Consider the following 23,176-nt stretch of genomic DNA (forward strand, 5'->3'; position numbering starts at 1 on the left):
AAGCTCCCCCCGAAGGGAGAGCGGGGTTGACGTTACTGCTTTTTAAAAAAGTCACTGTACAGCATATAGAGATGAGCCGCGCTCCAGGAGAAATTGGGTGCACCCTGCTGTGCGCCGGTCAGCGGATTGTAGTTTTCCTGTATCGGGCCGTCTGCGGTGAGTCCTTTGGCATGTCTAAAGAATGTGTCCGCCAGTTTTAACGCCTCGTTGCGATAACCGTAGCGCTCCATCCCTTGTAGCCCAAACCAGAACTGATCCACCCATACGCGCCCGCGCCAGTAAATGTCAGGGCCGAAGGCCGGGTTGGTCAGTGCGGCTGTGCCAAGTGGTACAAACGTATTGAATTCTTTAGGATTGAGCATAACCTTAACGACCGAATCCGCATGGGGTTGTGTGGCAGCACCGTTAAACAGCGGTGACCAACCTTCCGGCCCTTTGCCTCGCTCGACAATCGGTTTCCCCGCACACCCATTTGCCAGTGGCTTATCTTCGATTCGCACGTCATAGAAGAATTGGGTCGTGGGATCAAACATGCAGGTATTGATGTAATCAGCCAGTTTCTTCGCCTGTGCCTGATAATTTTTCGCATCTTCCGTTTTACCGAGCAGGGTTGCCATTTCCGCCAGGTAATGTTTATCGCTGTACATATAGCTGGCTTGGTCAACTGATTCCTGTAGCAGCGAATATCCCAGTAATTTACCTTCATTACTGCGATTTTCAGCGAAATTGACTATCCAGTCGCTGCGTTTCCCTCCATTGGCGACGTAATTATCCAACTGCACTTTATCGATAAAACCAAATACCGCGGCATTATCGCGGCCAGACTCCCATCCAGCAGCTTCCTGCGCCGGGATTGTCAGGCTGTCGTATTGTCCTTTACTGATGATGGCGGCATAGTTTTTCAGACCGGACAGGGTTTCTTCTTTGTCGCCTTTCTTCACGGTAAACAGCATTTCGCCGCTGTCTGTGTTGTGGGCTTTATCTCGGGTTGCACCATATTCCGGGACGCCGTTGCCATTGTGATCGCGGTTACGTAACCACCAATCGTGATATGCCACTAACTTCGGATACATCTCTTTGAGCCAGCTCTTGTCTTTGGTGACGTTGTAGACTTCCATCACCGACCATGCCGCCAGGCTTGGCTTGGTGTTACGCTCGTTCCAGTTACCGCCGTCGCCCCCGCGCACTGGGATCGTGTTCCATGTGATTAAATCAAGGATCATACCTGCATCCTGCGGGCGCACCGGATCGTTAGGCTGGATTTGCCAGTCAAAGAGCGCACGGATGCTCTCTTTTGCAATCTCCGGGTTGAAGTGCACCATCGCATAGGCAATCTTCCACGAATCCCAGGCATATGTCTGGTTGCCAGAGAACCAACGCGCTGTTACCGATGGCGTGACGGTATTATGTTTCACCGCCCCACCCGGTGAACGCCAGTTGCCGTTCAGCGTTTCGATAGCTTTCACTGCCACGCGGGTTTGCTCTGGGGTGGCGTCCGGGTTGTTTAACCCTTTTTTCAAATACTCCTCCCACCGTTTCTTTGAGGAAACCATATACGAAGAGGGGCGGGCCAGAATATCGCGGATCTGTATTTGTTCTTTACTGACTTCCTGCGCGGTGAGTAGATGCGAATAGGTAGTGTAAAGGGTCGTAGAACCGTTGATATGTGCTTTACTGGTAAATCGATGGCCGTTAACGGTCGTTTCCATTGCAAGGGATTTATGTACCTGATACTCCGACTCGCCAGAGGTCAACAGATCCCATGTTGATCGTACTTTGCCGAAGGTGACCTTCAGGCCATTACGTGTTGCTGTGATTTTTCTTTGGTAGTCCGGGTATTCGCTATCAATTGTTTTATCAGAAAGCGCTTTTCCGTCCGTGGCTTCCAGGTTCTCCAACAATTCACCGTCCCATACCAGATCCAGTGGGGAGCTGCTGCTGATTTTGGTTTCCAGTAAGGAGGTATGTGAACTGGCAAAACGTAGCGTCATATCAATCCTGATGCCTGGGGCGGAGAGAGTTTGTTTCAACGCACCGGGAATGCTCCAGGCTTGCATAGTGAGCGCCACTTTTTTCCCATTCTGGTATACCGTCAGGCGATCAAAATTCGTCGCCATAAAGTTGATGTATTCTTCCGTCAGTAGCGCTACGCCAGGGAAGCCGCCCATGGTATTCGGGCCATCCGGTAACAAATGCCCGTGCCAGGAGCCCAGATCGAAAAATGGATTAAACCGCTGGTGGCTGTCATTGCCGTCGTCACGCATATATTCAGGTGCACCATAGCGGTCGATCACGTTTTTAAAATCGGTAGCCGTCGCCGCGTGAGCAGAAATGCTGAGTAACAGCGCATAGGCCAGGGGGGTGAATACATAAAATTTTTTCATAATGATGAAGCTCCTTTTCACGCTAACGGCGCAATGAGTAACGAAATCAATGACCCCAATAGTAATATTGCATCAGAAACAACTTGTTATCAGACCCGTCACTACTGTTTCCCAGGTTGAATCTGCTGTCTAAAGCCGTCGCAAACTTGCCGCCGTAATACTCGTACCAGATACCAAATTGCGCGTAGGATGTGGTTTTGTCAGGGTCGTTATCCAGGTTGTGTTTTGCATAGCTGTAGGCGCTGGATAGATAGAAACCTTTAAACGCCTCATACATGGCGCTCAGCATGGTGCCGGTTTCCGTGCCGGGGTTACCGAGGCCTTCGCCGCGCCCGGTATGGTGCCAGACGCGTGCACCGAAATTTGGCGTCAGGAGGCCGGTCACGAACAGTTGCCCGGTGCCATCGGTGATTTCCGCACCTCCCATCCAGGTCACGTCTTTCATTAGGTCATACTGGATATAACCGTTCATCATTGCTGGATAAATGTACTTATCAGAGTAGCGGTCGTATTTACCAAAATGCAGCCACGCCTTACTTTCATCTGTGTGCCCCGCTGGCGTCGCGATGACGCTATAGCGAAAATCACCGCTGAGATTTTGTACTTTTACCGCGGTAGTGATATCGCGGGTATTAGGAATTTCGTAACCGAATTCAGGCGTAAAGTCGGCCCAATATTGCAGGTCATCCAGTGAGGAGTCGTTATGCAGGCTGAGGATTATTTCGGTCTCATTATCGGTACGGTAGCCGCCGTAAAAACGGTTAATGCCACCTTCAAATCCTCCCCAACTGTGATCCGGTACCCAGGCGTTGCCGTCATGATCTGCTTGTACTGTCCAGCCCTCGCCATAAATCAAACCAAACCAGTGACCGTATTTCCCCTCCACGCCGCCTTCAATATAAGTACCATCTTCATATTTGTCCTTGTAATCACCCTCCAGAGCCATATAACCCCCAACACCCATTTCGCCGTAAAAGCGAAATGAAGGAGAAGACGTTGTTATTTCTGGTACTTTAGTATCGTCGTGACTTGCCGGAATGTTCTCTTCCGCAACTGCCGAAGGAAGGCAACAGCAAAAGGATAAGGCTATCAACGCCTTACCAGTATTAATATTAAGTATCATGTTTCTATTCCATTAGATAAAAATGATTATATTTTTATATATTATCCTGTAATTATTTCGCCCATAAATTTGCCACCCTGTCATGTTATTGATAGGGTGGCAAATTTCAAATAATGGCATTGCAACGATAAAACGATGGCTTAAATTTTATTAAACAGCGAATTATCGTTAGGGTTTTTGACCCTCCACCGATTAAACATAATGCTACAGTAATAGAACACCGCAATGATACTGACAGGCCCCAGGATGAGCTGAATTAATGACCCCATAAAGTTTGTATTCCAGTCTTCTGGACCAGGAATTAATGCGGCAACTGTAGAGGCGGTAAAAATAATCACTATTGGTGCAACGGATAACAGTGCCCAGAGGCGACCTTTACCAAGGAAGTGAAAATCGCGAACGTAGTCTTCATGGTTGGATTTCATTCGCAGCTTAATATAGCCAGCAACCATAAACAGCACCGGAATTGTCGCTGCGCCGCCATCCAGATTTTTTACCGCCACCAGAATGGTGTTCATCTCGGAGTTAAACTGGCCTAGCATAAACAGAATAATGATAATTGTGACGACAACGCCCTGCATTTTCAAAGCATTGATGGGAGTACCCTCGCTGTTTACTTCAGAGAGTTTATGTCCAAAAATGCCTTTTGGCGCATCGACAAATAACATTTTTACGGGGGCGGCAGTCCACAGCATCAGGGAACCACACAGCGTGGTAATCATCAGGAACAAGGCAATAACGTTGGTCCACCAGGCAGGAAAACCTAACTGCTGAAATGCGACGTAGATTGCAGAAAGCAGGCCAAGGTTAGACGCTTGATCTGCAGGTAAAATAAAGTTCATCAAGATAGATGAAATCACAATAATACCTGAGAAGATGAAGACGTTAAGGATAAGCCCGGTTCTGAAATTACGATCGCCGCCGCGGATATTTCGCTTATAGGCGGCTAATGCTTCCAGCCCACCCAATGACTGTAATGCCCAGGACATTGATGCGACTTTAGACCAGGATAAGTCAATGTGCTGCAAATACTCTGGAGCAATAGGTGTGCCGTTAAACGTGACGGTGCCGGTAGATAACTTCCAGGTTGCGGCAATGATGAACAACATGGTCAAGGCAAACCCAGCATAACCGGAGAATGACAGTGCGCGCGATAGCCACTTTGGCCCTTTCATCGATACCCAGGTTGCCAGCCAGAACAAAGCAATCGAGGTAATACTGATCACCGGTTTAAACCAGGTCTGGTTCGTTAACGCAGTGACAAAGGCCACATCACTACTACAGGTATAGATAAAATAAGTAATGATGTTAGGCAACAGATCAACGAAGTAAAAAATATTAACGTAGAAGTAGAAAAAACCGGCGATGAATCCAAATTTCCTGCCTAAAATCAGGTTCAGCCATGTTTGGTATCCGCTTTCAGATTCACGCAGCTTTTTAATCGATGAAAGCTCAATGATCATAAACGTATAGGGGATTGCATAAAATAATGAAGCGAAGGCATATAATAACCAGGAGTTATAGCCCCAGTCAGTATATTGACTTACCACACCTTTAAGAACAAAACCTCCCCCAGCAATAGAGAAAAACAAGAATGTAATTAATGACATCTGATATCTTGTATCGGATTTTTCAGACATACCATTTCCCTTTATTTGTGTATCAGTATCGTTTTATTTAACAGGTAGTTTCGAATGCCCGTTAAAGAGCATTCGAAAGGGGAGTACATTAAATGTTACTGTCTATTGGGCTGAACCAGGCGTAAATAAAACGCATAGTGATAAGGCTGTATCGGTAATTGATAATCTTTGGGGGGGAGAGAGCCCCATGAGTTTTGTCCCCCCGTGCCCATTTGTGCCAGATCAATGTTCCACGTGGTTATATCTCCCGGTTGAACATCAACGCCATGTTTACGTGATAATGGTGTTAATCCCGACGCGCTGCTGCCGTTATTATCAGCGACAAAATCGAGCTCGCTAGCGGCGAAGGGCCAGGCGCTGGTGTTTAACAATTGGCCGTCAGCAATCGCTTCTAGTCCGAATCCGTCATGATTTACGATACGTACCCAGCGAACATCTGTTTTATTACCGCTTTCCTGCGGTCTTGGGTAGGCATGAAATTGTTCCCATAGAGTCCCGCCGTAGATACCTGCTTTTGCCCCCTTTCTGTCCGCATAGGTTTCTACTGGCCCACGACCAAACCACTGGATGTATTTAAATTCACTGGGCAGGGTCAGTTGTGAGCCCACACGTAGCATCAAAGGAAGTTCACGAGACCCCGGTATAAAATCAATGCTGATGTGCATTTCACCCGTCGCATATAGGGCGTAGGTCAGCGTATATTTGCAATCAACCGTAGGAAGCGTAAATTCTGTGGTGACGATCGCTTTATGGCTGGAGGGTTGCTCTACGCTGAGGCTGGATAATACGCGTTGCTTACCCGCGTCTTGCCAAATTGCAGATTTTTCGAAAAGTTTGGCGCCGAGATCGTTATCTGTCAGTCCTCGCCAGAAATTGGGTTCAATACCGGTAAGAATCAGATTTTTCCCTCCCACGACAAAGTGATCCATTCGCCCATTTCGACGATCGAATGCGAGGGTAAAATCAGAACCGCGGATATCAATGGTAGTCGGTGTTTCTTGAACGGATAAAGCCAGGGAACACGCATCAGGGCTGATAAGATAAGCTGCGGGCGGTGTTACGCTAAATTGTTCCCAGGCGATTTCATAACCACTACCAATAAGCGGAGCTTCATTTTTGGTCACTGCGCTAAGCGTAACCAGGTACTCTTTATTCTCCTGAAACACTAAATTTTCTACGGGGATATAAATTGATTGACGCTGACCCGGTGCAACGGAATGGGAGCCCAGGCTACCGTTGGTGAGTTGATGTCCGTTTTCAGTGATACTGTACTGAATATCGAGATGAGATAACTCAATAAAATCATAACGATTTTCTATTTCGAACAATCCCGCTACCGGATTCGATGAGTGAAATTTGACGGGTTGATACACTTTTTTCACTTCCGCCATGTGAGGATGTGGAGTGCGGTCAGCAGCGACCAGTCCGTCATTCATAAAATTACCGTCGCTGGGCTTATCAGGGTGATAATCTTTACCGTATCCCCAATATTTTTGACCGCGTTCATTGGTTAATTCCAGCGCATGATCCATCCACTCCCAAATAAAACCACCCTGTAGATTGTTATGGCTGTCGATAATTTTCCAGTAATCGCCCAGAATTCCTACTGAATTACCCATGGCATGAGCATACTCGATCATAATCATAGGGCGATCGCTGCCCTGTTGGGCAAATTGCTCTAAACGCTCAAGTGTGGGGTACATTGGGCAAACAATATCGCTGTAATGCGCTTCGCCTGCCGGCTCATACTGTACCGGACGACTGCTGTCTTTCTCTTTTATCCATTGATAAAGCGTTTCAAAGACACATCCGGTACCGGCTTCATTTCCCATCGACCATACGATAACGCAGGCATGATTTTTGTCCCGTTCGACCATCGCCTGTACGCGATCTAAATGAACGGGAATCCAGGACTCGGTGTCGCCGATTTGCGTCTCCGGTTTTAAGGCTAACGGGTGTGATTCAATATTGGCTTCATCGACAATATAGATACCATATTCATCGCATAGCTGATACCAGCGGGAATGGCAGGGAAAATGGCTGGTGCGCACTGCATTGATATTATGTTCTTTCATGAGTTTAATATCAGTGAGCATATTTTCTTCCGTTGGGACGTGTCCCAAAGACGGGTGGAGTTCGTGCCGGTTTACCCCTTTAATTTTAATCGCTTTGCCATTTACCATTAGCTGACTATTGATGATTTGTATCTTACGGAAGCCAATTTTATGGCTTGTCGCCTCAATTGTTTCACCATGTTGATTGGTAAGCGTAACGAGCAATGTATAAAGGTTGGGGGTTTCTGCGCTCCAAAGGCGAGGGGACTGCACGTAATCGATGAAACTGAATTGTTGTTCTGTGCCGTTGCGAACAAATAACTGATTTTTGTCTATTAATACAGAAAAATCACACGCATCGTCCAGCAGTTTTATATTCAATGAGAAGTCGTCAGAATGGTTATCATAATGCTTCAGGCTTACGTTAACGTTGAATATTCCTTGCGTATAATCATCGTTTAATTCTGGCTTGCAATAGACATCGTAGATCCTCGTTTTTGCGGTCGAATAGATAAAAACCTCCCGCTCAAGACCTGACATATCCAGCATATCTTGCTTTTCTACATAACTCGCGTTGGACCAACGGTAAATTTCCAGTGCGATGGTGTTTTCACCCGCTCTGACATAAGGTGTGATGTTAAATTCTGCTGGGTTTTTAGCGTTTTGGGTATAACCCACGCGTTGACCATTTATCCATATAAATGATGCCGTTCTGGCTCCGGCCAGTTGTAGAAAAATTTCACGATCGGCCCAACTGTTGTCCAGAGAAAAAGTACGGCGATAAGAGCCTACGGGATTATAATCTCGAGGCACTTCGGGCCATTGGGTGGTAAACGGGAAACGCTCGTCAATATAAATAGCTTTATCAAAACCTTGAGCTTCCCAATTACCCGGCACTTTAATCGTATCCCATGTAGAGACGTCATAGGATTCCTCGTAAAATTCTTTTGGCCTTGACTGTGGGTTACTCGAACAATTGAATTTCCATATTCCATTTAGAGAAAGGTAGTTGCTGGCTTCTGAGGGTACATTTTTTATTGCCAGATACGAGCTAGTAAATGGGAATAGATGCGGTCTTGGTGGTTCTTTGTTAATGCCATTGATGCGATGGTCTTCCATCACCGCTGGAACATGATTGTATTCTGCATACAAAGAAATAATTTTCTGTTTGTCAGAGACAACGGCACTCATAATATATCTCCAGATTAAATGATATTTATAATGCTATTTGTGATATGTATTAATGGTTTGATGTTATCTCCGCAAACATTATTTACGGTAGTTGTTCGGTTTCTTTATCTATGAGGTTAATAACCAGTTTCTTTACCGTGGAGTGGGTAATAAAGCGGTACGCTTCACGATTATCGCAAATGATCACCTGTCCTTCATGGATCTGAACGGTTTGTCCTAAACCTTTCAGGTATTCCCGGTCGGTTTCCTTCCGATAGTAATCGACTTCCTGTAGTTGCTCTTTCGCCGCATACTCGATCTTTTGTGTTCCGCGTAAATAGCAATGCACCTCAACATAATCGCGATGACCGATAAATAAGGCATCGGTGGTACTGTCGATTCTTATGCCGTAGTTCAGGGTATTTCCCTGAGAACGGATGACACCAGTAGGGAGATCATCAATTTTTTCCATCAACTCGGCACAACGCTGCCAGTGACTCTTCGTATGTGCATGTTGTTGAAACAGTTCGAAGCTATCGAGAATTCTCATTTTTCTTCCTTATGCATGAACCATCGTCAACAACGTTTGCGGAGCTACCATAAGTGATGCTGCATCATAGGTAATCATTTTAGTAAAAATTTTACTAAATGGAATTAAGAAAACTGATTTACTTTAACTCGATCACGAAATGAAGAAATTGGACACGTAACAACGAAGAGGAGGGAGCCCGACGACATGGCCGGGCCAGGTGGATCTTAGCGGGTGGTTCCGCGTAACTTCAACTGACTCGGAACATAGACCTGAAGCGGCAATTCTCGGCCATCACGCGCTTTTTCTATCAATAGGTTAACGCCCTGGATACCCATCATTTCGGAGTGAATGCGCACGGTTGAGAGTGGAGGAAAGGTGAAGCGTGCGGTCGGGATATCGTTGATGCTGATGAGCGATATCTGCTCTGGAATACGAATCCCATTTTCATGAATCGCACGCAATACGCCGATAGCGATGGAGTCGGAAGCGACGAATAACGCTGGTGGGTAATCTTTTTTAGCCAGCATAGTTTGGGCCAGCTCATAACCGGAGGCGCTGGAAAAGCCACCGCGGTAAATATCCGTTTCTGACACGACGCCTTTCTGTCGCCCGTATTCAACAAAGGCGACTTCACGAATATCTGTTTCACCGGGCACATCCTCGCCGCCAATGAAACCGATTCTTGTCGCGCCCTGCTGTATGAAAAAGTTGATGATATCTTGGCTGATCTTTGCCAGGTCGGTATCGACAAAATCGTAGTTGCCGCATGGGGGCTGAAAATCGATAAAACAGATGTTATCCGTCAACGTTGCCGCAGTACGCTGAATTGCATCGCTGGCCTTCCCTACAACGAGGACCCCGGTGAGTTTTTTGATACTGGGTAAACTATGATGTTCGTAGCAGCTCGTTAGCTCAATGCCCAACTTTTCACACTGAGTTTCGATACCGTGGCGAATAGACAGATAGTAAGGATCGTTGATCTCCAGCTTCTGCTGATAGCTATAAAGCACAAGAATGTGGTGCTGGCTGACGATGTTAACCTGCGTTTTGTGTGAAGAACTGCTCCTGTATTCCAGTTTTTCTGCAATTTCCAGAATACGGTGCCGTGTTTCCTCTTTCACATTCAGATTTGGATCGTCATTCAAAACTCGGGAAACAGTTGCCTGGGAAACGCCTGCTTCCGTTGCGATATCTTTAAGTGTTGCCATATTTGCCTTTCATTCCGCCATTCGACTGCATGGGGGGTTATTGTAAATGAAGCCCCATGATATGCATCTGCTTTTAGTAAATTCTTTAGCCTTAGTCTCTCATAAATGCGCTATTATTTTTTAGTAAAATTTTACTAGGGGAGGGGAAATGGATACTGTTGCATTTGAGGAGTTTGCCCGGCTGGAACTGCGGGTTGGAAAAATTGTTCAGGTTAAACGCCATGAAAACGCCGATAAGCTTTACATCGTTCAGGTCGATGTTGGCGAGAGGACGTTGCAGACCGTCACCAGCCTGGTGCCTTACTACAGTGAGGCGGAACTGGCAGGGAAAACGGTGGTGGTGCTGTGTAATCTCGCCAAAGCCAAAATGCGCGGCGAAACCTCGGAGTGCATGTTGCTGTGCGCCGAAACCGACGATGGTAGCGAAAGCGTTCTGTTGACGCCGGAACGCGTGATGCCCGCCGGTGTGCGGATTGTGTGAGTGGTGTGAACAGGCCGGATGGCGATGCTAACTATCTTATCCGGCCTACGTGTGGTGCCTGCGTAGGCCGGTTAAGAACGTCGTTGCCATCCGGCATCTGTCACACTTGCTCCACGCTGACGCGCATGGCCGCCAACGCTTTGCGAGTCGCTTTGAGTACCAGTTCACACTGCTCAATGGTCAGGGTGAGAGGCGGTTCAATACGAATCGTTTTCGCGTTGTTGAGCGTTCCGGCAACCAACACGCGCTGGCGGAACATCTCGCTGGCAAAGTTGTAGCCGATCTCGTTATCGACAAACTCAATCGCCATCAGCATCCCTTTACCACGCGCTTCCTGGATAAGATCCGGATATTCCCGACCCAACTGACGAAAACCGTCCAGCAGGATATCGCCTTTCTGTTCCGCCTGAGCCGGCAAGTTCTGCTCCAGCAGCACGTTAATGGTGGCTAACGCCGCCGCACAGGCCAGCGGGTTACCGCCAAACGTCGTGGTATGCAGGAAGGGGTTGTCGAACAACACCGAGAACACTTCTTCGGTTGCGATAGTGGCGCCAATCGGCATCACTCCGCCCCCCAACGCTTTTGCCAGGCACAGAATGTCAGGCTGCACATTCTCATGTTCACAGGCGAACATTTTGCCGGTGCGCCCCATTCCGGTCTGCACTTCATCCAGAATCATCAACGCGCCGAACTCATCGCAGAGTTTACGTACGGCGGTCAGATAACCTGGCGGCGGCAGGATCACCCCACCTTCGCCCTGGATAGGTTCCAGAATAACGGCGGCCACATCGTCACCGGTTTTTTTACACTCGCTAAGCGCGGTACGCATGGCCTCAACGTTACCAAAAGGCACATGACGGAATCCCGGCAGCAGCGGCATAAACGGTTTACGGAAGGTGGATTTTGCCGTAGCGGAAAGCGCGCCCAGCGATTTTCCGTGGAACGCGCCGCTGGTGGCGATGAAAGTGTATTTGCCTCGCGGCGACTGATACGCCTTCGCCAGTTTCAGCGCGGCCTCCACAGACTCTGTTCCACTGTTACAGAAGAAGCTGTATTTCAGTTTACCGGGCGCCAGTGCGGCGAGTGTTTTCGCCAGCATGGCACGAAGCGGGTCAAGTAATTCCTGACTATGCAATGGCTGTTTCGCGAGTTGATTCTGTACGGCGGAAACCACAACTGGATTACGGTGCCCCACGTTGAAAATTCCAAAACCACCCAGGCAATCAACAAACTCTTGTCCCTGAGTGTCGACAAGCGTATTCAGACCTCCTGCTTGCCACTCTACGGCTCCGTAATCCCCGCCAGCAGTCACAGATTTTCGGTACTCTAAAAACCCCGGATTGACGTGCTCTTTGAAATACTCAATCACCTCTCGGTTCAGTGCTTTCATCTCCTCATGATCAAGCGTTCGCTTCTCAATGAGATTCAGTGCGTGCGCGCTGCAGGCTAACGCTGAGGCGCTGGAAGGTAACCTGTTCAAAATGTGCTCCCGGGGATCGCGTATCACATGATACCGATTTAAGTATTGCAGGGATTGCGCCATCCCGAAGGCGTTCACGAAAATCGGGATAAACACCAGGAATAATCGCATTTACGCAACATTTAATCTCATTTGTTAACAATCGTGGCGGCATAACCGACTTTACGTACGTCGACGCGTTCCTTTTTACCCGCAAAATGCCCCGAAAAAGTGCAAAAAATGCCCAAAAACAGGGCGGAGGATTCAGCATGGCTTGATAGTTACGTAATGAAAGTATTTTAAATCAATGGATTAGATTGCGTACAAATGTTGAGGTTTAATCGCAAATTGCGATCCAAATCAATTTTAACAACTAAAGATAAATCGATTAGCGCCGAAATAACATCTGACAGAAAAGTTAACACCAAAATAACCTGCATAGGACGCGATCATGTCTTCTCATCTCTACGTCAGCCAGAAAAGCCTTCCGCTGGACGACGATACGACCCTCATGTCCACGACTGACTTAAACAGCTATATCACGCATGCGAATGACACCTTCGTCCAGGTGAGCGGCTATTCGCTGAGCGAACTCCAGGCGCAGCCGCATAACCTTGTGCGCCATCCTGATATGCCGAAAGCGGCATTTGCGGATATGTGGTACACCCTGCAAAAAGGAGAACCGTGGAGCGGCATCGTGAAAAATCGCTGCAAGAATGGCGATCACTACTGGATCCGCGCCAACGCGGTGCCGATGGTTCGCGAGGGAAAAGTGACCGGGTATATGTCCATTCGTATCCGCGCGACGGAAGATGAAATTGCGGCGGTTGAGCCGTTGTATCACGCTCTGAAGGAAGGACGCTGCCGTAAACGTCTCCACAAAGGGCTGGTGGTGCGTAAGGGTTGGTTAGGCAAACTTCCGGCACTTCCCATCCGCTGGCGGGTACGTTGTGTGATGGCGTTTATCTTCGCGGTACTGGCGGCGAGCCTGGTGCAGCAGAGTGCGCCCGTGGCTTCTCTCGTGATCGGCGCGCTGGTCATGCTGCTGGGGACGGCGATGTTTGAGTGGCAAATTGTGCGTCCGATTGAAAATGTGGCCCGGCAGGCATTGAAGGTGGCGACAGGGGATCGTAACAGTGTGACGCATCTGAATCGTAGCGACGAGTTGGGGCTGACGTTGCGGGCTGTGGGCCAGCTCGGGTTGATGTGTCGCTGGCTCATTAATGATGTCTCAAGTCAGGTTTCCAGCGTCAGAAATGGCAGTGAAACCCTGGCGAAAGGGAATGACGATCTGAACAAACACACCCGCCAGACGGTGGAAAATGTGCAGCAAACCGTAACGACCATGAACCAGATGGCGGAGTCGGTGAAGAAAAATACCGCCACCGCATCGGCTGCCGACAAACTTTCCATCGCGGCCAGCGGTGCGGCAACTCAGGGTGGGGAGGCGATGGAGACGGTCATCAAAACGATGGATGACATTGCCGACAGTACGCAACGGATCGGCACGATCACCGCACTCATTAACGATATCGCGTTTCAGACCAATATTTTGGCGCTGAATGCCGCAGTTGAGGCCGCGCGGGCAGGCGAACAGGGCAAAGGGTTTGCGGTGGTCGCCGGGGAGGTTCGCCACCTTGCCAGTCGAAGTGCCAGCGCGGCGAATGATATTCGTAAGCTAATAGATGCCAGTGCTTCCCGGGTGCAGTCCGGTTCAGAGCAGGTTCATGCGGCAGGAAGGACGATGGACGACATTGTGGCACAGGTGCAAAATGTGACCCAACTCATCGCCCAAATCAGTCATTCGACGCTGGAGCAGTCGGACGGGCTTTCCAGCCTGACGCTGGCGGTGGATGAGTTAAATAACATCACGCATAAGAATGCCGAACTGGTGGAAGAGAGCGCCAGAGTTTCAGCAATGGTAAAACACCGCGCCAGCCGTCTGGAAGATGCCGTCACGGTTCTGCACTGAGTCCGCGTCCCTGACGCGGTTTCTCTCGCCTCCAGAAGGAGGCGGGGCAGGGACGCGAATACACAGCCCGCTTAATCGAGTTGGGTAATGTCCAGCGCCGCACGGTCAATCACGCCGATGATTTTTTTGATCTGTGCTTCACTGATATCAGCCTGATTCACCCGCAGATCCAGTACGGCTTTGAAGTTATCCAGCGCCCGCTTCATCTGCGAGTTTTTACGTAATTCGAAACCGACACAGCGTGCTTTTACACGTTCCTGAATACGTTCTAGCTGTTCATTATTTTCATCCAGCCATTGCTGTCCGGCCTGGGTGATCGCTATTTTCTTCCGACCGCCTTCTTCTTCGCTAATGCTGATAAATTCCTGATCTTGCAGGAAATCAAGTGTTGGGTAGATCACACCCGGACTTGGGGTGTAGTTACCCTGAGTCAGCGTTTCAATGGCTTTGATAAGCTCATAGCCGTGGCTCGCGTCGTGGGTCAGGATATCCAGAATCACCAGACGTAATTCGCCGTGACCGAAAAATCGCTGGCGACGTCCGCCTCCGCCCCCGCCCCGACCGAGGCGATGCTCGCAGCCATGTTCATGGCCGTGATGACGTTCCCTGCCGCAACCTTCTTGATGATGCCCTTGATGACAGCCTTCGTGCTGATCTCCTTCACCTTTACAGCAGCCCTCTTGATGATGCTCGTGATGGCAGCCTTCGCGCTGATGTCCTTCGCCTTTACAGCAACCCTCTTGATGATGCTCGTGATGGCAGCCTTCGTGCTGGTGTCCTTCGCCTTTACAGCAACCCTCATGTGGGTGTCGCATGATCATCTCCTGATGTTGTTTCGATATATCTAATTTATATCTAAATATTTTATTTGTGCAAGTTTTAAGTTGTTTTGTTTTTTAATTTTATGATTTTATTGGTGTTTATTTTGTTTTTGATGATGGATTGAAGAACGATGGCTATATCAGAAAAGACTTGCAATATTTCTAATTAACAATCATTATCATTTGGAATGGTTGATTTAGATATATCGTAATACACTCACGAAGGCGAAAAGAATGACCAAAAAAACCTCACGCTACCCACAGCGCATTCGTAATGAACTGCGCTTTCGCGAACTGACCGTCCTGCGTGTTGAACGTATCAGCGCGGGTTTTCAGCGTATTGTGCTGGGAGGGAATGCCCTGGAAGGCTTTCGCTCTCTGGGATTTGACGACCACACCAAGGTCTTTTTCCCGGCGCCGGGCAGTCACTTTGTACCGCCGACCGTGACTGACGAAGGTATCGTTTGGGCTGATGGTATTCGTCCGACAACGCGTGATTACACACCGTTATACGATGAGGAACGCCATGAACTGGTGCTGGATTTTTATCTCCATGAGGGTGGGGTAGCGAGCACCTGGGCGAAGCAGGCCCGCGAGGGGGACACGCTCACGATTGGCGGGCCGCGCGGTTCGCTGGTGGTGCCAGACGATTACGCATACCAGGTTTATGTTTGTGATGAATCGGGAATGCCGGCATTGCGCCGCCGCCTGGAGGCTATCAGCCGACTGACGGTGCGCCCAAATGTCACGGTGCTGGTCAGTGTGCAAAACGCGGCGTATCAGGATTACCTCTCCCATCTTGATGGATTTGCGATTGAGTGGTTCGTCGGTCAGGACGAGCAGGCAGTGGATGCGCGATTGTCCCAGCTTTCGATTCCTGCGGATGATTATTTCATCTGGATAACCGGTGAGGGGAAGGTTGTTAAAAATCTCAGTCAACGGTTCGATACTGCGGCTTTTGATCCTCATTTGGTGCGGGCGGCAGCCTACTGGCACAGCAAGCCATCGCTCGATTAATTCATCAGTCATCCCCCTAAAAAGGCAATGAGGGGATTGGGCGATGAGGCTTGCCCGATGGCCGCGAACCGAGTTGCGTCGGTGCTGTTAGCATAGAAAAGGTATCGCCAGCACCCTGGCGCCTTTTCGTCTCAACGAAACGGCAACGAAGGAATGAACCGCGTAAACCGACATAAATTTAATGATTTCTTTGATATTAAGATCGGTTTAAGGTCATAGTGTAGATGTGATGTTTACGTGGTTAATTTTAAGGATAAGAGCATGCCAACAGCAATTGAGAAAGCACTGGATTTCATTAACGGTATGAATACATCCGTCGCCCCCCCAGACTCAATGGATGAAAGTACCACTAAGGGAATTTTAAAGTATTTGAATGAGTTAGGTGTACCCGCCAGCGCAGCCGAGATTACTGCACGAGGCGAGCAGGAGGGATGGAACGCCGAATTCACTCAAAAAGTAGCCGGATGGGCTGAAAAAATTGCGTCAGGGGAGCGTGTACTGATCAAAAACCCTGAATTTTTTACGTCCTATATGCGTGAGCAACTTCAGGCTCTGGTATAGGTCGACACGCTTCAAAAGATAACCTTATTCCCAATGCTCTCACCTCCGATGTGGGAGCATCCATTTCTGCCATAAAGGATGGGCAGAACAGCCTACCTTCGCATTTTCTTTATCGCTTCTTCTTGATGGTTTCGAGAAGCAGTTTCTCTCCATGTCTGGTGAGTTAAAATCCCTGTCTCGTTCTGAACTGGTTAGCTATCTTTCTGAATGCCATGTGGAGTTTATTGTGATCCACCCATTCAGAGAAGGTAACGGGCGTCTGTCGAGATTGCTTTGTGATGTGCTGTCGGTTTTGGCGGGGAAGGGCTTACTGGATTACAGCCTGTGGGATGAGCACAAGGCGTTTTACTTCAAGGCAATACAGGCAGGTGTATCAGGGAACTACAGCCCTATGATGCAACTGGTGAACGACATCTTGCCAAACTAGCGTGCAAGGCCAACGGCTTTCGCCTGTGCCAGATTTTGTTTGAGTTGCTGCTCAATTTTTTGCACTGAAACACCTGTCTCGATAGCGGTTGAGCTGGCAACAGAACGGTATATCTGTGCCTTGGTAACCTGAGATGGCGCTGATTCAGGTCTCATTAGCAAGACCTCGTTATGTTTTTCAGGATTGTAGTTGTACTGAAATGTACTGGCAAGGTTGATGAAAGGCTAGATAGTAAAACGCGGAGACACCAGCCGCTTATTGGGCTGGTGAAAGTCGATATGTGTTTTAAAACTGAAAAAAGTGCATAGTTATCGGCGAGGGAAACATTATGGAGATTTCTTTTTTTGACGTTCAACCGAGAGGCTATAAAGTCCCAACACCCAAAAGTATGCGATGAAAGCGCCAATAATCAGCAAGAATAAAATATCAGTTAAGTTATTGTAAGTAGCTAATAATTTTTCTGTCTGGTCTGTCGGGATTGATAATTTATAATTTACATAATCATTTATTAGCCTGGCGCCACCCCAAAAAGCAGATACGACAACGCCAATAAATAGTATCGCACCTATTAGTTTTTTTAAAAACCAGCTGAGAAAGAAGTTCGGGTCATGGTACGCAATACCAGAAATCACGCTCATTGCAGTGAAGAACCCGCCTGCACACCATCTGAAAGTTTCTGAATCTATCGCCATGTTTTTAACCTCACTCATCCACGTTTACTTAAGTGGAGCATTTGTCTCGTGCGACACTTTTGAGACACTCGTTGAGAAGCAATAAAAAAGGCCACTCTGTTGAGTGGCCTAAATCAATGATTTTAAAGCTAAAATTTGGTGGCCCCTGCTGGACTTGAACCAGCGACCAAGCGATTATGAGTCGCCTGCTCTAACCACTGAGCTAAGGGGCCGTGGCGAGGGATTATAAAGTAACTCTCTGCTGCAATCCAGCCATAACCGTACGTATGCTGTTTTTATAAACAACGTATTTTCAATTCGTTATACTTTCCCTCCGTTGTATTGTTTGGGGGGTATCATGGTTAAGGACATACTGGCGTCGGGGCTTCGTGTTGTGTTTTGCGGCATTAATCCGGGGCTGTCTTCGGCGGGGACGGGGTTTCCATTTGCGCATCCTGCTAACCGCTTCTGGAAGGTGATTCATCAGGCCGGATTTACCGATCGCCAACTAAAACCGGAAGAGGCGCAGCATCTGCTGGATTTCCGCTGTGGCGTGACCAAACTGGTCGACAGGCCGACGGTACAAGCAAATGAGGTGTCGCGAGAGGAGTTACACAGCGGTGGTCGTAACCTGATTGAGAAGATTGAATTCTATCAGCCGCAGGCGTTGGCCATTCTGGGTAAGCAGGCTTTTGAGCAGGGATTTAGACAGCGTGGCGTGCAGTGGGGCAAACAGGCGATGAGTATTGGCGCGACTCAGGTCTGGGTGTTACCGAATACCAGTGGGCTAAGCCGGATCGCTCTGGACAAGCTGGTCGAAGCCTATCGGGAGCTGGATGAGGAGTTGACGGCGCGCGGACGTTAAACATGACTTGAAAACCCCGACGCAAGCCGGGGTTACGTTGAATTATCACTCTTTCGCCAGGCGATCACGAACGTCCATAAGGGCAAATCCCAACAGATTTTCACCTTGCCAGCGTGACGGTGTTGCGGCATCAGGGTGATCTTTTGCCAGACCAATTCCCCATATTTTGTCTACCGGACTGGCTTCCACCAGAACACGAGGGGCGGTACTGAGGAGAAATGATTTAAGCGCAAGATGCTGGCTAAACTTCTGGTAATTGCCTTCGCATACCAGCTCAAAACAGCTCTCCTGCCAGCAGCGTTCGTCAAATCCTTCGACTTTGCGTCCCAGCTTTTTGGCTTCTGCGGGCGTTTGCGCTGCGAGGATCTTCGCCAGCGTGGCCTGATCGCCAAACAGACGCGCTTTTCCGGCCATCATCCAGTGCTCCGCCGTGGCATAGACCACACCGTTATGACTGAATGGCGAATTCTGCCACCACTGACTGAAACAAGAGGCGGTAATCGTGCCGTCAGCGGAGGGTTGATGTCCCCAGAACCACAGGTATTCAACATGCTGTTTGTTATTGAGCGCACGGATTAGCGCGGGGAGTGAATAGCATCCTTGTTGCATGACAGTGCTCCTGTAAAAAAGCCCTCACGAGGAGGGCTTAAGAACAATTAATTACGATTAATCGTCGAGGAAGCTACGCAGCACTTCAGAACGGCTCGGGTGACGCAGTTTACGCAGCGCCTTTGCTTCGATCTGACGGATACGTTCGCGAGTAACGTCGAACTGTTTACCCACTTCTTCCAGCGTATGATCGGTGTTCATGTCGATACCGAAACGCATACGCAGAACTTTCGCTTCACGGGCGGTCAGGCCAGCCAGAACGTCGTGCGTTGCGGCACGCAGGCTCTCGGTAGTTGCAGAGTCCAGCGGCAGCTCGAGGGTGGTATCCTCGATGAAATCACCCAGATGCGAATCTTCATCGTCGCCGATCGGCGTTTCCATGGAGATTGGCTCTTTGGCGATCTTCAGCACTTTACGGATCTTATCTTCCGGCATCAGCATACGTTCAGCCAGTTCTTCCGGCGTCGGTTCGCGGCCCATTTCCTGCAGCATCTGGCGGGAGATACGGTTGAGCTTGTTGATAGTCTCAATCATATGCACCGGAATACGGATGGTGCGCGCCTGATCCGCGATCGAACGGGTGATCGCCTGACGGATCCACCAGGTTGCATAGGTGGAGAACTTGTAACCGCGACGGTATTCGAACTTGTCTACCGCTTTCATCAGACCGATGTTGCCTTCCTGAATCAGATCCAGGAACTGCAGACCACGGTTGGTGTATTTCTTGGCGATGGAGATAACCAGACGCAAGTTTGCTTCAACCATCTCTTTTTTCGCACGGCGGGCTTTCGCTTCACCGATGGACATACGACGGTTGATGTCTTTTACCTGTTCGATGGTCAGGCCGGTTTCTTCTTCAATTTGTTGCAGTTTTTGCAGACCGCGGTGAACGTCATCTGCCACGTCGTGCAGTTTTTCAGACCACGGTTTGTTCATCGCGATTGCGGCGTTGAACCAGGTTTCGCTGGTTTCGTTACCGGTGAACAGCGTGATGAAGTTTTTCTTCGGCATTTTGCACTGCTCAACGCAGAGCTTCATGATCAAACGTTCCTGGGTACGCACGCGATCCATCATGACGCGCATGCTGTTCACCAGGTAGTCGAACTGTTTCGGCACCAGGCGGAACTGTTTGAACACTTCAGAAAGCTTCTGAATTTCTTCCTGAGCGGCTGCATGGCTGCGGCCTTTCGCTTTGATCGTGTCGCGGGTGATTTCGTACTGAGTACGCAGCTCACCGAATTTCTCACGCGCTAATTCAGGATCGATGCTGTTGTCGTCATCGCTGCTGTCGTCGTCTTCTTCTTCGTCTTCATCTTCGTCGTCATCCAGCTCTTCCTGGGAGAGTTCAGAACCGACGTGAGTGGCGGTAGGCGCCAGGTCTTCTTCCGCGTTCGGGTCAACAAAACCGGTGATCAGATCGGACAGACGCGCTTCTTCAGCTTCAACGCGATCGTACTGTTCAAGCAGATAGGTAATCGCTTCCGGATACTCGGCAACGGAGCATTGAACCTGGTTAATCCCGTCTTCGATACGTTTAGCGATGTCAATTTCGCCTTCACGGGTTAACAGTTCAACCGTGCCCATTTCACGCATATACATGCGTACCGGGTCAGTTGTGCGACCGATTTCAGATTCCACGCTGGAGAGAACCTGAGCCGCAGCTTCTTCCGCGTCTTCATCGGTGCTGTTGGTGTTTTCAGCAAGCAGCAGATCATCGGCATCCGGTGCTTCTTCCATCACCTGAATACCCATGTCATTGATCATTTGGATGATATCTTCAATTTGATCTGAATCGACGATATCTTCCGGCAGATGGTCATTGACCTCGGCATAGGTCAGATAGCCTTGCTCCTTACCACGTTGGACAAGAAGCTTCAGCTGTGACTGCGGGTTTTGCTCCATAAGACGGTATCCACACTTATTTCGTTTGATTGGTGTTGGGCGGTTAAACCGCCAACGGCAAAACGAGGGCGTACTTATATTTGTGCCGCTGCCTCTCAGTGCGGCTGTCGGGGGCTTCCCGAACGATATTCGGCACTTAAGCCGTTAAATACTTTTGTCTTTCGTTTATTTCTTCGCCAGTTCCTGGTTTAGCGTCCAGAGTTCCCGGCGTTCTTCGCTGCTTAAACCGTGTGTGCGCTCACGAGCTATCAACTCTTCCTGGCGCAGCTCAAGCATCGAATCAAACATATGGTTGAGTGAGTCGGTGAAGGTTTTTTCTGCGATATCCTTATCTGCTATATCGTCCCACATCGACAATTTTTCAAGGGTCGCCGCATCATTTGAGCCGCGATAATGTTCTAAAAGTTGCCCGGTGGTCAGACCTGGCTGAGACAGACAAGTGTTGACCAGTTCTACAAATAAGCCAAGTCCTGGCAATTTTTTCGGATCCAGGCCACTCAGCGGTGGAACCAGCGGTGCTAAATCTGGGTTTTGCACCAGTAGTCCTATCAGTATACGCATGGTCGTGCGTTTTAGCTGCGGAGCTGGCCTGGAAGTACCGCTTTCGGACAATTTAGGCATTAAACGTTCAAGCTGGCTGTCATCCAGAATGCCAAGCTTGTTACCCAGTTCCTGTCGCAAATAAATACGCAACGTTTCACCCGGCACCTGCGTGATTAACGGCAGCGCCAGCGTACTGAGCTGGGCACGTCCGTCCGGGGTACTCAGATCCACTTGTGGCAGCAGGCTGTTAAACAAAAACGCGGAGAGCGGCAATGCCTGCTCCATCCGGGCTTCGAATGCTTCTTTACCTTCTTTACGTACCAGGGTGTCAGGATCTTCACCGTCAGGTAAGAACATAAAACGTAACTGGCGACCATCCGTCATATAAGGCAGCGCGGTTTCCAGCGCTCGCCAGGCGGCATCGCGTCCGGCACGGTCACCGTCGTAACAGCAAATGACGTTGTTCGTCGCACGGAATAACAGTTGGATGTGATCGGCAGTGGTCGATGTCCCCAGAGACGCCACGGCGTAGTTAATGCCGTATTGCGCCAGCGCGACCACATCCATATAGCCTTCCACCACTAACAGGCGCTGCGGGTCAGCGTTATCCTGCTGGGCTTCATAAAGGCCATACAACTGACGGCCTTTATGAAAAATATCGGTTTCCGGGGAGTTCAGGTATTTCGGCATGCCGTCACCCAGCACGCGTCCACCAAAACCAATCACCCGTCCACGCTTATCGCGGATGGGGAACATCACCCGTTCGCGGAAGCGATCGTAACTGCGTCCCTGATCGTTGGTAACCAACATACCCGCATCAACCAGCGATTTGCGATTTTCAGTATTGTCGCCAAACCGTTTCAGGACGTTGTCCCAGCCGGGAGGCGCAAAACCAATAGCAAAACGGGCGATCACGTCGCGACTCAATCCTCGCTTTTCCAGATACTGGCGCGCGGGGGTAGCGGCGGGTTGCATCAGAGACTGTTGATAAAATGTGTTCAGACCGTCCATCAATTGATAAAGACTTTGCCGTTGATGGCGCTCTATCTGACTGGGGCCGTTGCCTGCTTCATAGGGCACTTCAAGATTGTGCATCGCCGCCAGCTCTTCGACCGTTTCCACGAACTCGAGCTTGTCGTAGTTCATGAGAAAATCGACGGCGTTACCGTGTGCGCCACATCCAAAGCAGTGATAAAACTGTTTCTCACCGTTTACGGTGAAAGAGGGGGTTTTTTCGTTATGGAATGGACAGCACGCATGGTAGTTTTTGCCCTGTTTTTTTAGCTTCACCCGCGCGTCGATGAGATCGACGATGTCGGTGCGCGCCAGCAGGTCATTGATAAATACGCGTGGAATTCGTCCAGCCATATGCCCCTTTTATACACTTCATCTTTCACGCATCATGAATGATTTTGTGTATATGCCAATGCATAAACGAAAATAAGCCGCGCATTCCTTTCGGAAGCACGGCCTTACAACTACAACTCGGTCTGAATTGAGGGCCGCGACCCTCAGAAGACTTAGTACAGACGAGTGCGGCGTGCGTTTTCGCGAGCCAGTTTCTTCGCGTGACGTTTCACAGCGGAAGCTTTAGCGCGCTTACGTTCGGTAGTCGGTTTTTCATAAAACTCACGACGACGAACTTCCGCCAGAACACCTGCTTTTTCGCAGGAACGCTTGAAGCGACGCAGTGCTACGTCGAACGGCTCGTTTTCACGTACTTTAATTACCGGCATG

General features: G+C 49.2%; 18 protein-coding genes, 1 tRNA gene and 1 pseudogene. 6 read left to right on the plus strand and 14 right to left on the minus strand.

Annotated features, from left to right (window positions below):
• Positions 1–32: 32 nt before the first annotated feature.
• The 6 genes from ygjK to ebgR form a co-directional block, all read right to left on the minus strand.
• Positions 33–2,384, minus strand: coding sequence for an alpha-glucosidase (gene ygjK / locus ACO7SM_RS02880; RefSeq protein ID WP_490469605.1), 2,352 nt, complete (start codon positions 2,382–2,384; stop codon positions 33–35).
• Between the two features lie 46 nt (positions 2,385–2,430).
• A complete protein-coding gene (gene ygjJ / locus ACO7SM_RS02885) occupies positions 2,431–3,507 on the minus strand; it encodes a protein YgjJ (protein WP_490469606.1) in 1,077 nt (358 codons plus the stop codon).
• 140 nt (positions 3,508–3,647) lie between these two features.
• Positions 3,648–5,147 (minus strand): APC family permease, encoded by a 1,500-nt coding sequence (locus ACO7SM_RS02890; RefSeq protein WP_490469607.1) that lies wholly within the window; start codon positions 5,145–5,147, stop codon positions 3,648–3,650.
• 95 nt (positions 5,148–5,242) lie between these two features.
• Positions 5,243–8,392, minus strand: coding sequence for a glycoside hydrolase family 2 TIM barrel-domain containing protein (locus tag ACO7SM_RS02895; protein ID WP_490469608.1), 3,150 nt, complete (start codon positions 8,390–8,392; stop codon positions 5,243–5,245).
• An 82-nt stretch (positions 8,393–8,474) separates the two neighbouring features.
• Complete coding sequence (locus ACO7SM_RS02900) at positions 8,475–8,921, minus strand: beta-galactosidase subunit beta (RefSeq protein WP_490469609.1); 447 nt, start codon at positions 8,919–8,921, stop codon at positions 8,475–8,477.
• Positions 8,922–9,127: 206 nt separating this feature from the next.
• The gene (gene ebgR, locus ACO7SM_RS02905) at positions 9,128–10,111 is read right to left on the minus strand and encodes a transcriptional regulator EbgR (protein WP_490469610.1); all 984 of its coding nucleotides are present in this window, start codon (positions 10,109–10,111) and stop codon (positions 9,128–9,130) included.
• Between the two features lie 148 nt (positions 10,112–10,259).
• Here ebgR and ACO7SM_RS02910 point away from each other — a divergent pair, with 148 nt between their 5' ends.
• A complete protein-coding gene (locus ACO7SM_RS02910; protein WP_490469611.1) occupies positions 10,260–10,592 on the plus strand; it encodes a tRNA-binding protein in 333 nt (110 codons plus the stop codon).
• 100 nt (positions 10,593–10,692) lie between these two features.
• Here the strand turns inward: ACO7SM_RS02910 and ygjG are convergent, their stop codons facing one another.
• Positions 10,693–12,072, minus strand: a complete 1,380-nt coding sequence (gene ygjG / locus ACO7SM_RS02915) for a putrescine aminotransferase (protein ID WP_192613541.1) — start codon at positions 12,070–12,072, stop codon at positions 10,693–10,695.
• A 430-nt stretch (positions 12,073–12,502) separates the two neighbouring features.
• Between ygjG and ACO7SM_RS02920 the strand changes: the two genes are divergently transcribed.
• Entirely contained in the window at positions 12,503–14,023 is a 1,521-nt protein-coding gene (locus ACO7SM_RS02920; RefSeq protein WP_490469612.1) for a methyl-accepting chemotaxis protein, read from the plus strand.
• 71 nt (positions 14,024–14,094) lie between these two features.
• Here the strand turns inward: ACO7SM_RS02920 and ACO7SM_RS02925 are convergent, their stop codons facing one another.
• Positions 14,095–14,838 (minus strand): PadR family transcriptional regulator, encoded by a 744-nt coding sequence (locus tag ACO7SM_RS02925; RefSeq protein WP_490469613.1) that lies wholly within the window; start codon positions 14,836–14,838, stop codon positions 14,095–14,097.
• Positions 14,839–15,078: 240 nt separating this feature from the next.
• Between ACO7SM_RS02925 and ACO7SM_RS02930 the strand changes: the two genes are divergently transcribed.
• The 3 genes and pseudogenes from ACO7SM_RS02930 to ACO7SM_RS02940 all read left to right on the plus strand — a co-directional run.
• Positions 15,079–15,861 carry a siderophore-interacting protein gene (locus ACO7SM_RS02930; RefSeq protein WP_490469614.1) on the plus strand — a complete coding sequence of 261 codons (783 nt, stop codon included), beginning with the start codon at positions 15,079–15,081 and terminating at the stop codon, positions 15,859–15,861.
• Between the two features lie 237 nt (positions 15,862–16,098).
• A complete protein-coding gene (locus tag ACO7SM_RS02935) occupies positions 16,099–16,422 on the plus strand; it encodes a DUF1889 family protein (protein WP_490469615.1) in 324 nt (107 codons plus the stop codon).
• A gap of 109 nt (positions 16,423–16,531) precedes the next feature.
• Positions 16,532–16,849: pseudogene (locus ACO7SM_RS02940) on the plus strand (Fic family protein); the annotation flags it as partial.
• Between the two features lie 326 nt (positions 16,850–17,175).
• Here ACO7SM_RS02940 and ACO7SM_RS02945 read toward each other — a convergent pair.
• Together ACO7SM_RS02945 and ACO7SM_RS02950 are read right to left on the minus strand one after the other, a co-directional pair.
• Positions 17,176–17,559 (minus strand): hypothetical protein, encoded by a 384-nt coding sequence (locus tag ACO7SM_RS02945; protein WP_490469616.1) that lies wholly within the window; start codon positions 17,557–17,559, stop codon positions 17,176–17,178.
• Positions 17,560–17,677: 118 nt separating this feature from the next.
• Positions 17,678–17,753: transfer RNA gene (locus tag ACO7SM_RS02950), tRNA-Ile, on the minus strand.
• Between the two features lie 125 nt (positions 17,754–17,878).
• Here ACO7SM_RS02950 and mug point away from each other — a divergent pair.
• On the plus strand, positions 17,879–18,385 hold the full coding sequence (gene mug / locus ACO7SM_RS02955; RefSeq protein WP_490469617.1) for a G/U mismatch-specific DNA glycosylase: 507 nt from the start codon (positions 17,879–17,881) through the stop codon (positions 18,383–18,385).
• A 45-nt stretch (positions 18,386–18,430) separates the two neighbouring features.
• On the opposite strand, the gene ybiA is transcribed toward mug, so the two are convergent.
• The 4 genes from ybiA to rpsU form a co-directional block, all read right to left on the minus strand.
• Positions 18,431–18,994, minus strand: coding sequence for a riboflavin biosynthesis intermediates N-glycosidase (gene ybiA / locus ACO7SM_RS02960; protein WP_490469618.1), 564 nt, complete (start codon positions 18,992–18,994; stop codon positions 18,431–18,433).
• Positions 18,995–19,051: 57 nt separating this feature from the next.
• Positions 19,052–20,896 carry an RNA polymerase sigma factor RpoD gene (gene rpoD, locus ACO7SM_RS02965; RefSeq protein WP_192613530.1) on the minus strand — a complete coding sequence of 615 codons (1,845 nt, stop codon included), beginning with the start codon at positions 20,894–20,896 and terminating at the stop codon, positions 19,052–19,054.
• A gap of 165 nt (positions 20,897–21,061) precedes the next feature.
• Positions 21,062–22,807, minus strand: a complete 1,746-nt coding sequence (gene dnaG, locus ACO7SM_RS02970; RefSeq protein ID WP_490469619.1) for a DNA primase — start codon at positions 22,805–22,807, stop codon at positions 21,062–21,064.
• 152 nt (positions 22,808–22,959) lie between these two features.
• Entirely contained in the window at positions 22,960–23,175 is a 216-nt protein-coding gene (rpsU, locus tag ACO7SM_RS02975; RefSeq protein ID WP_001144069.1) for a 30S ribosomal protein S21, read from the minus strand.
• Between the last annotated feature and the right edge of the window lies 1 nt (position 23,176).

The organism is Citrobacter sp. LJND-P06 (genome assembly GCF_058188415.1).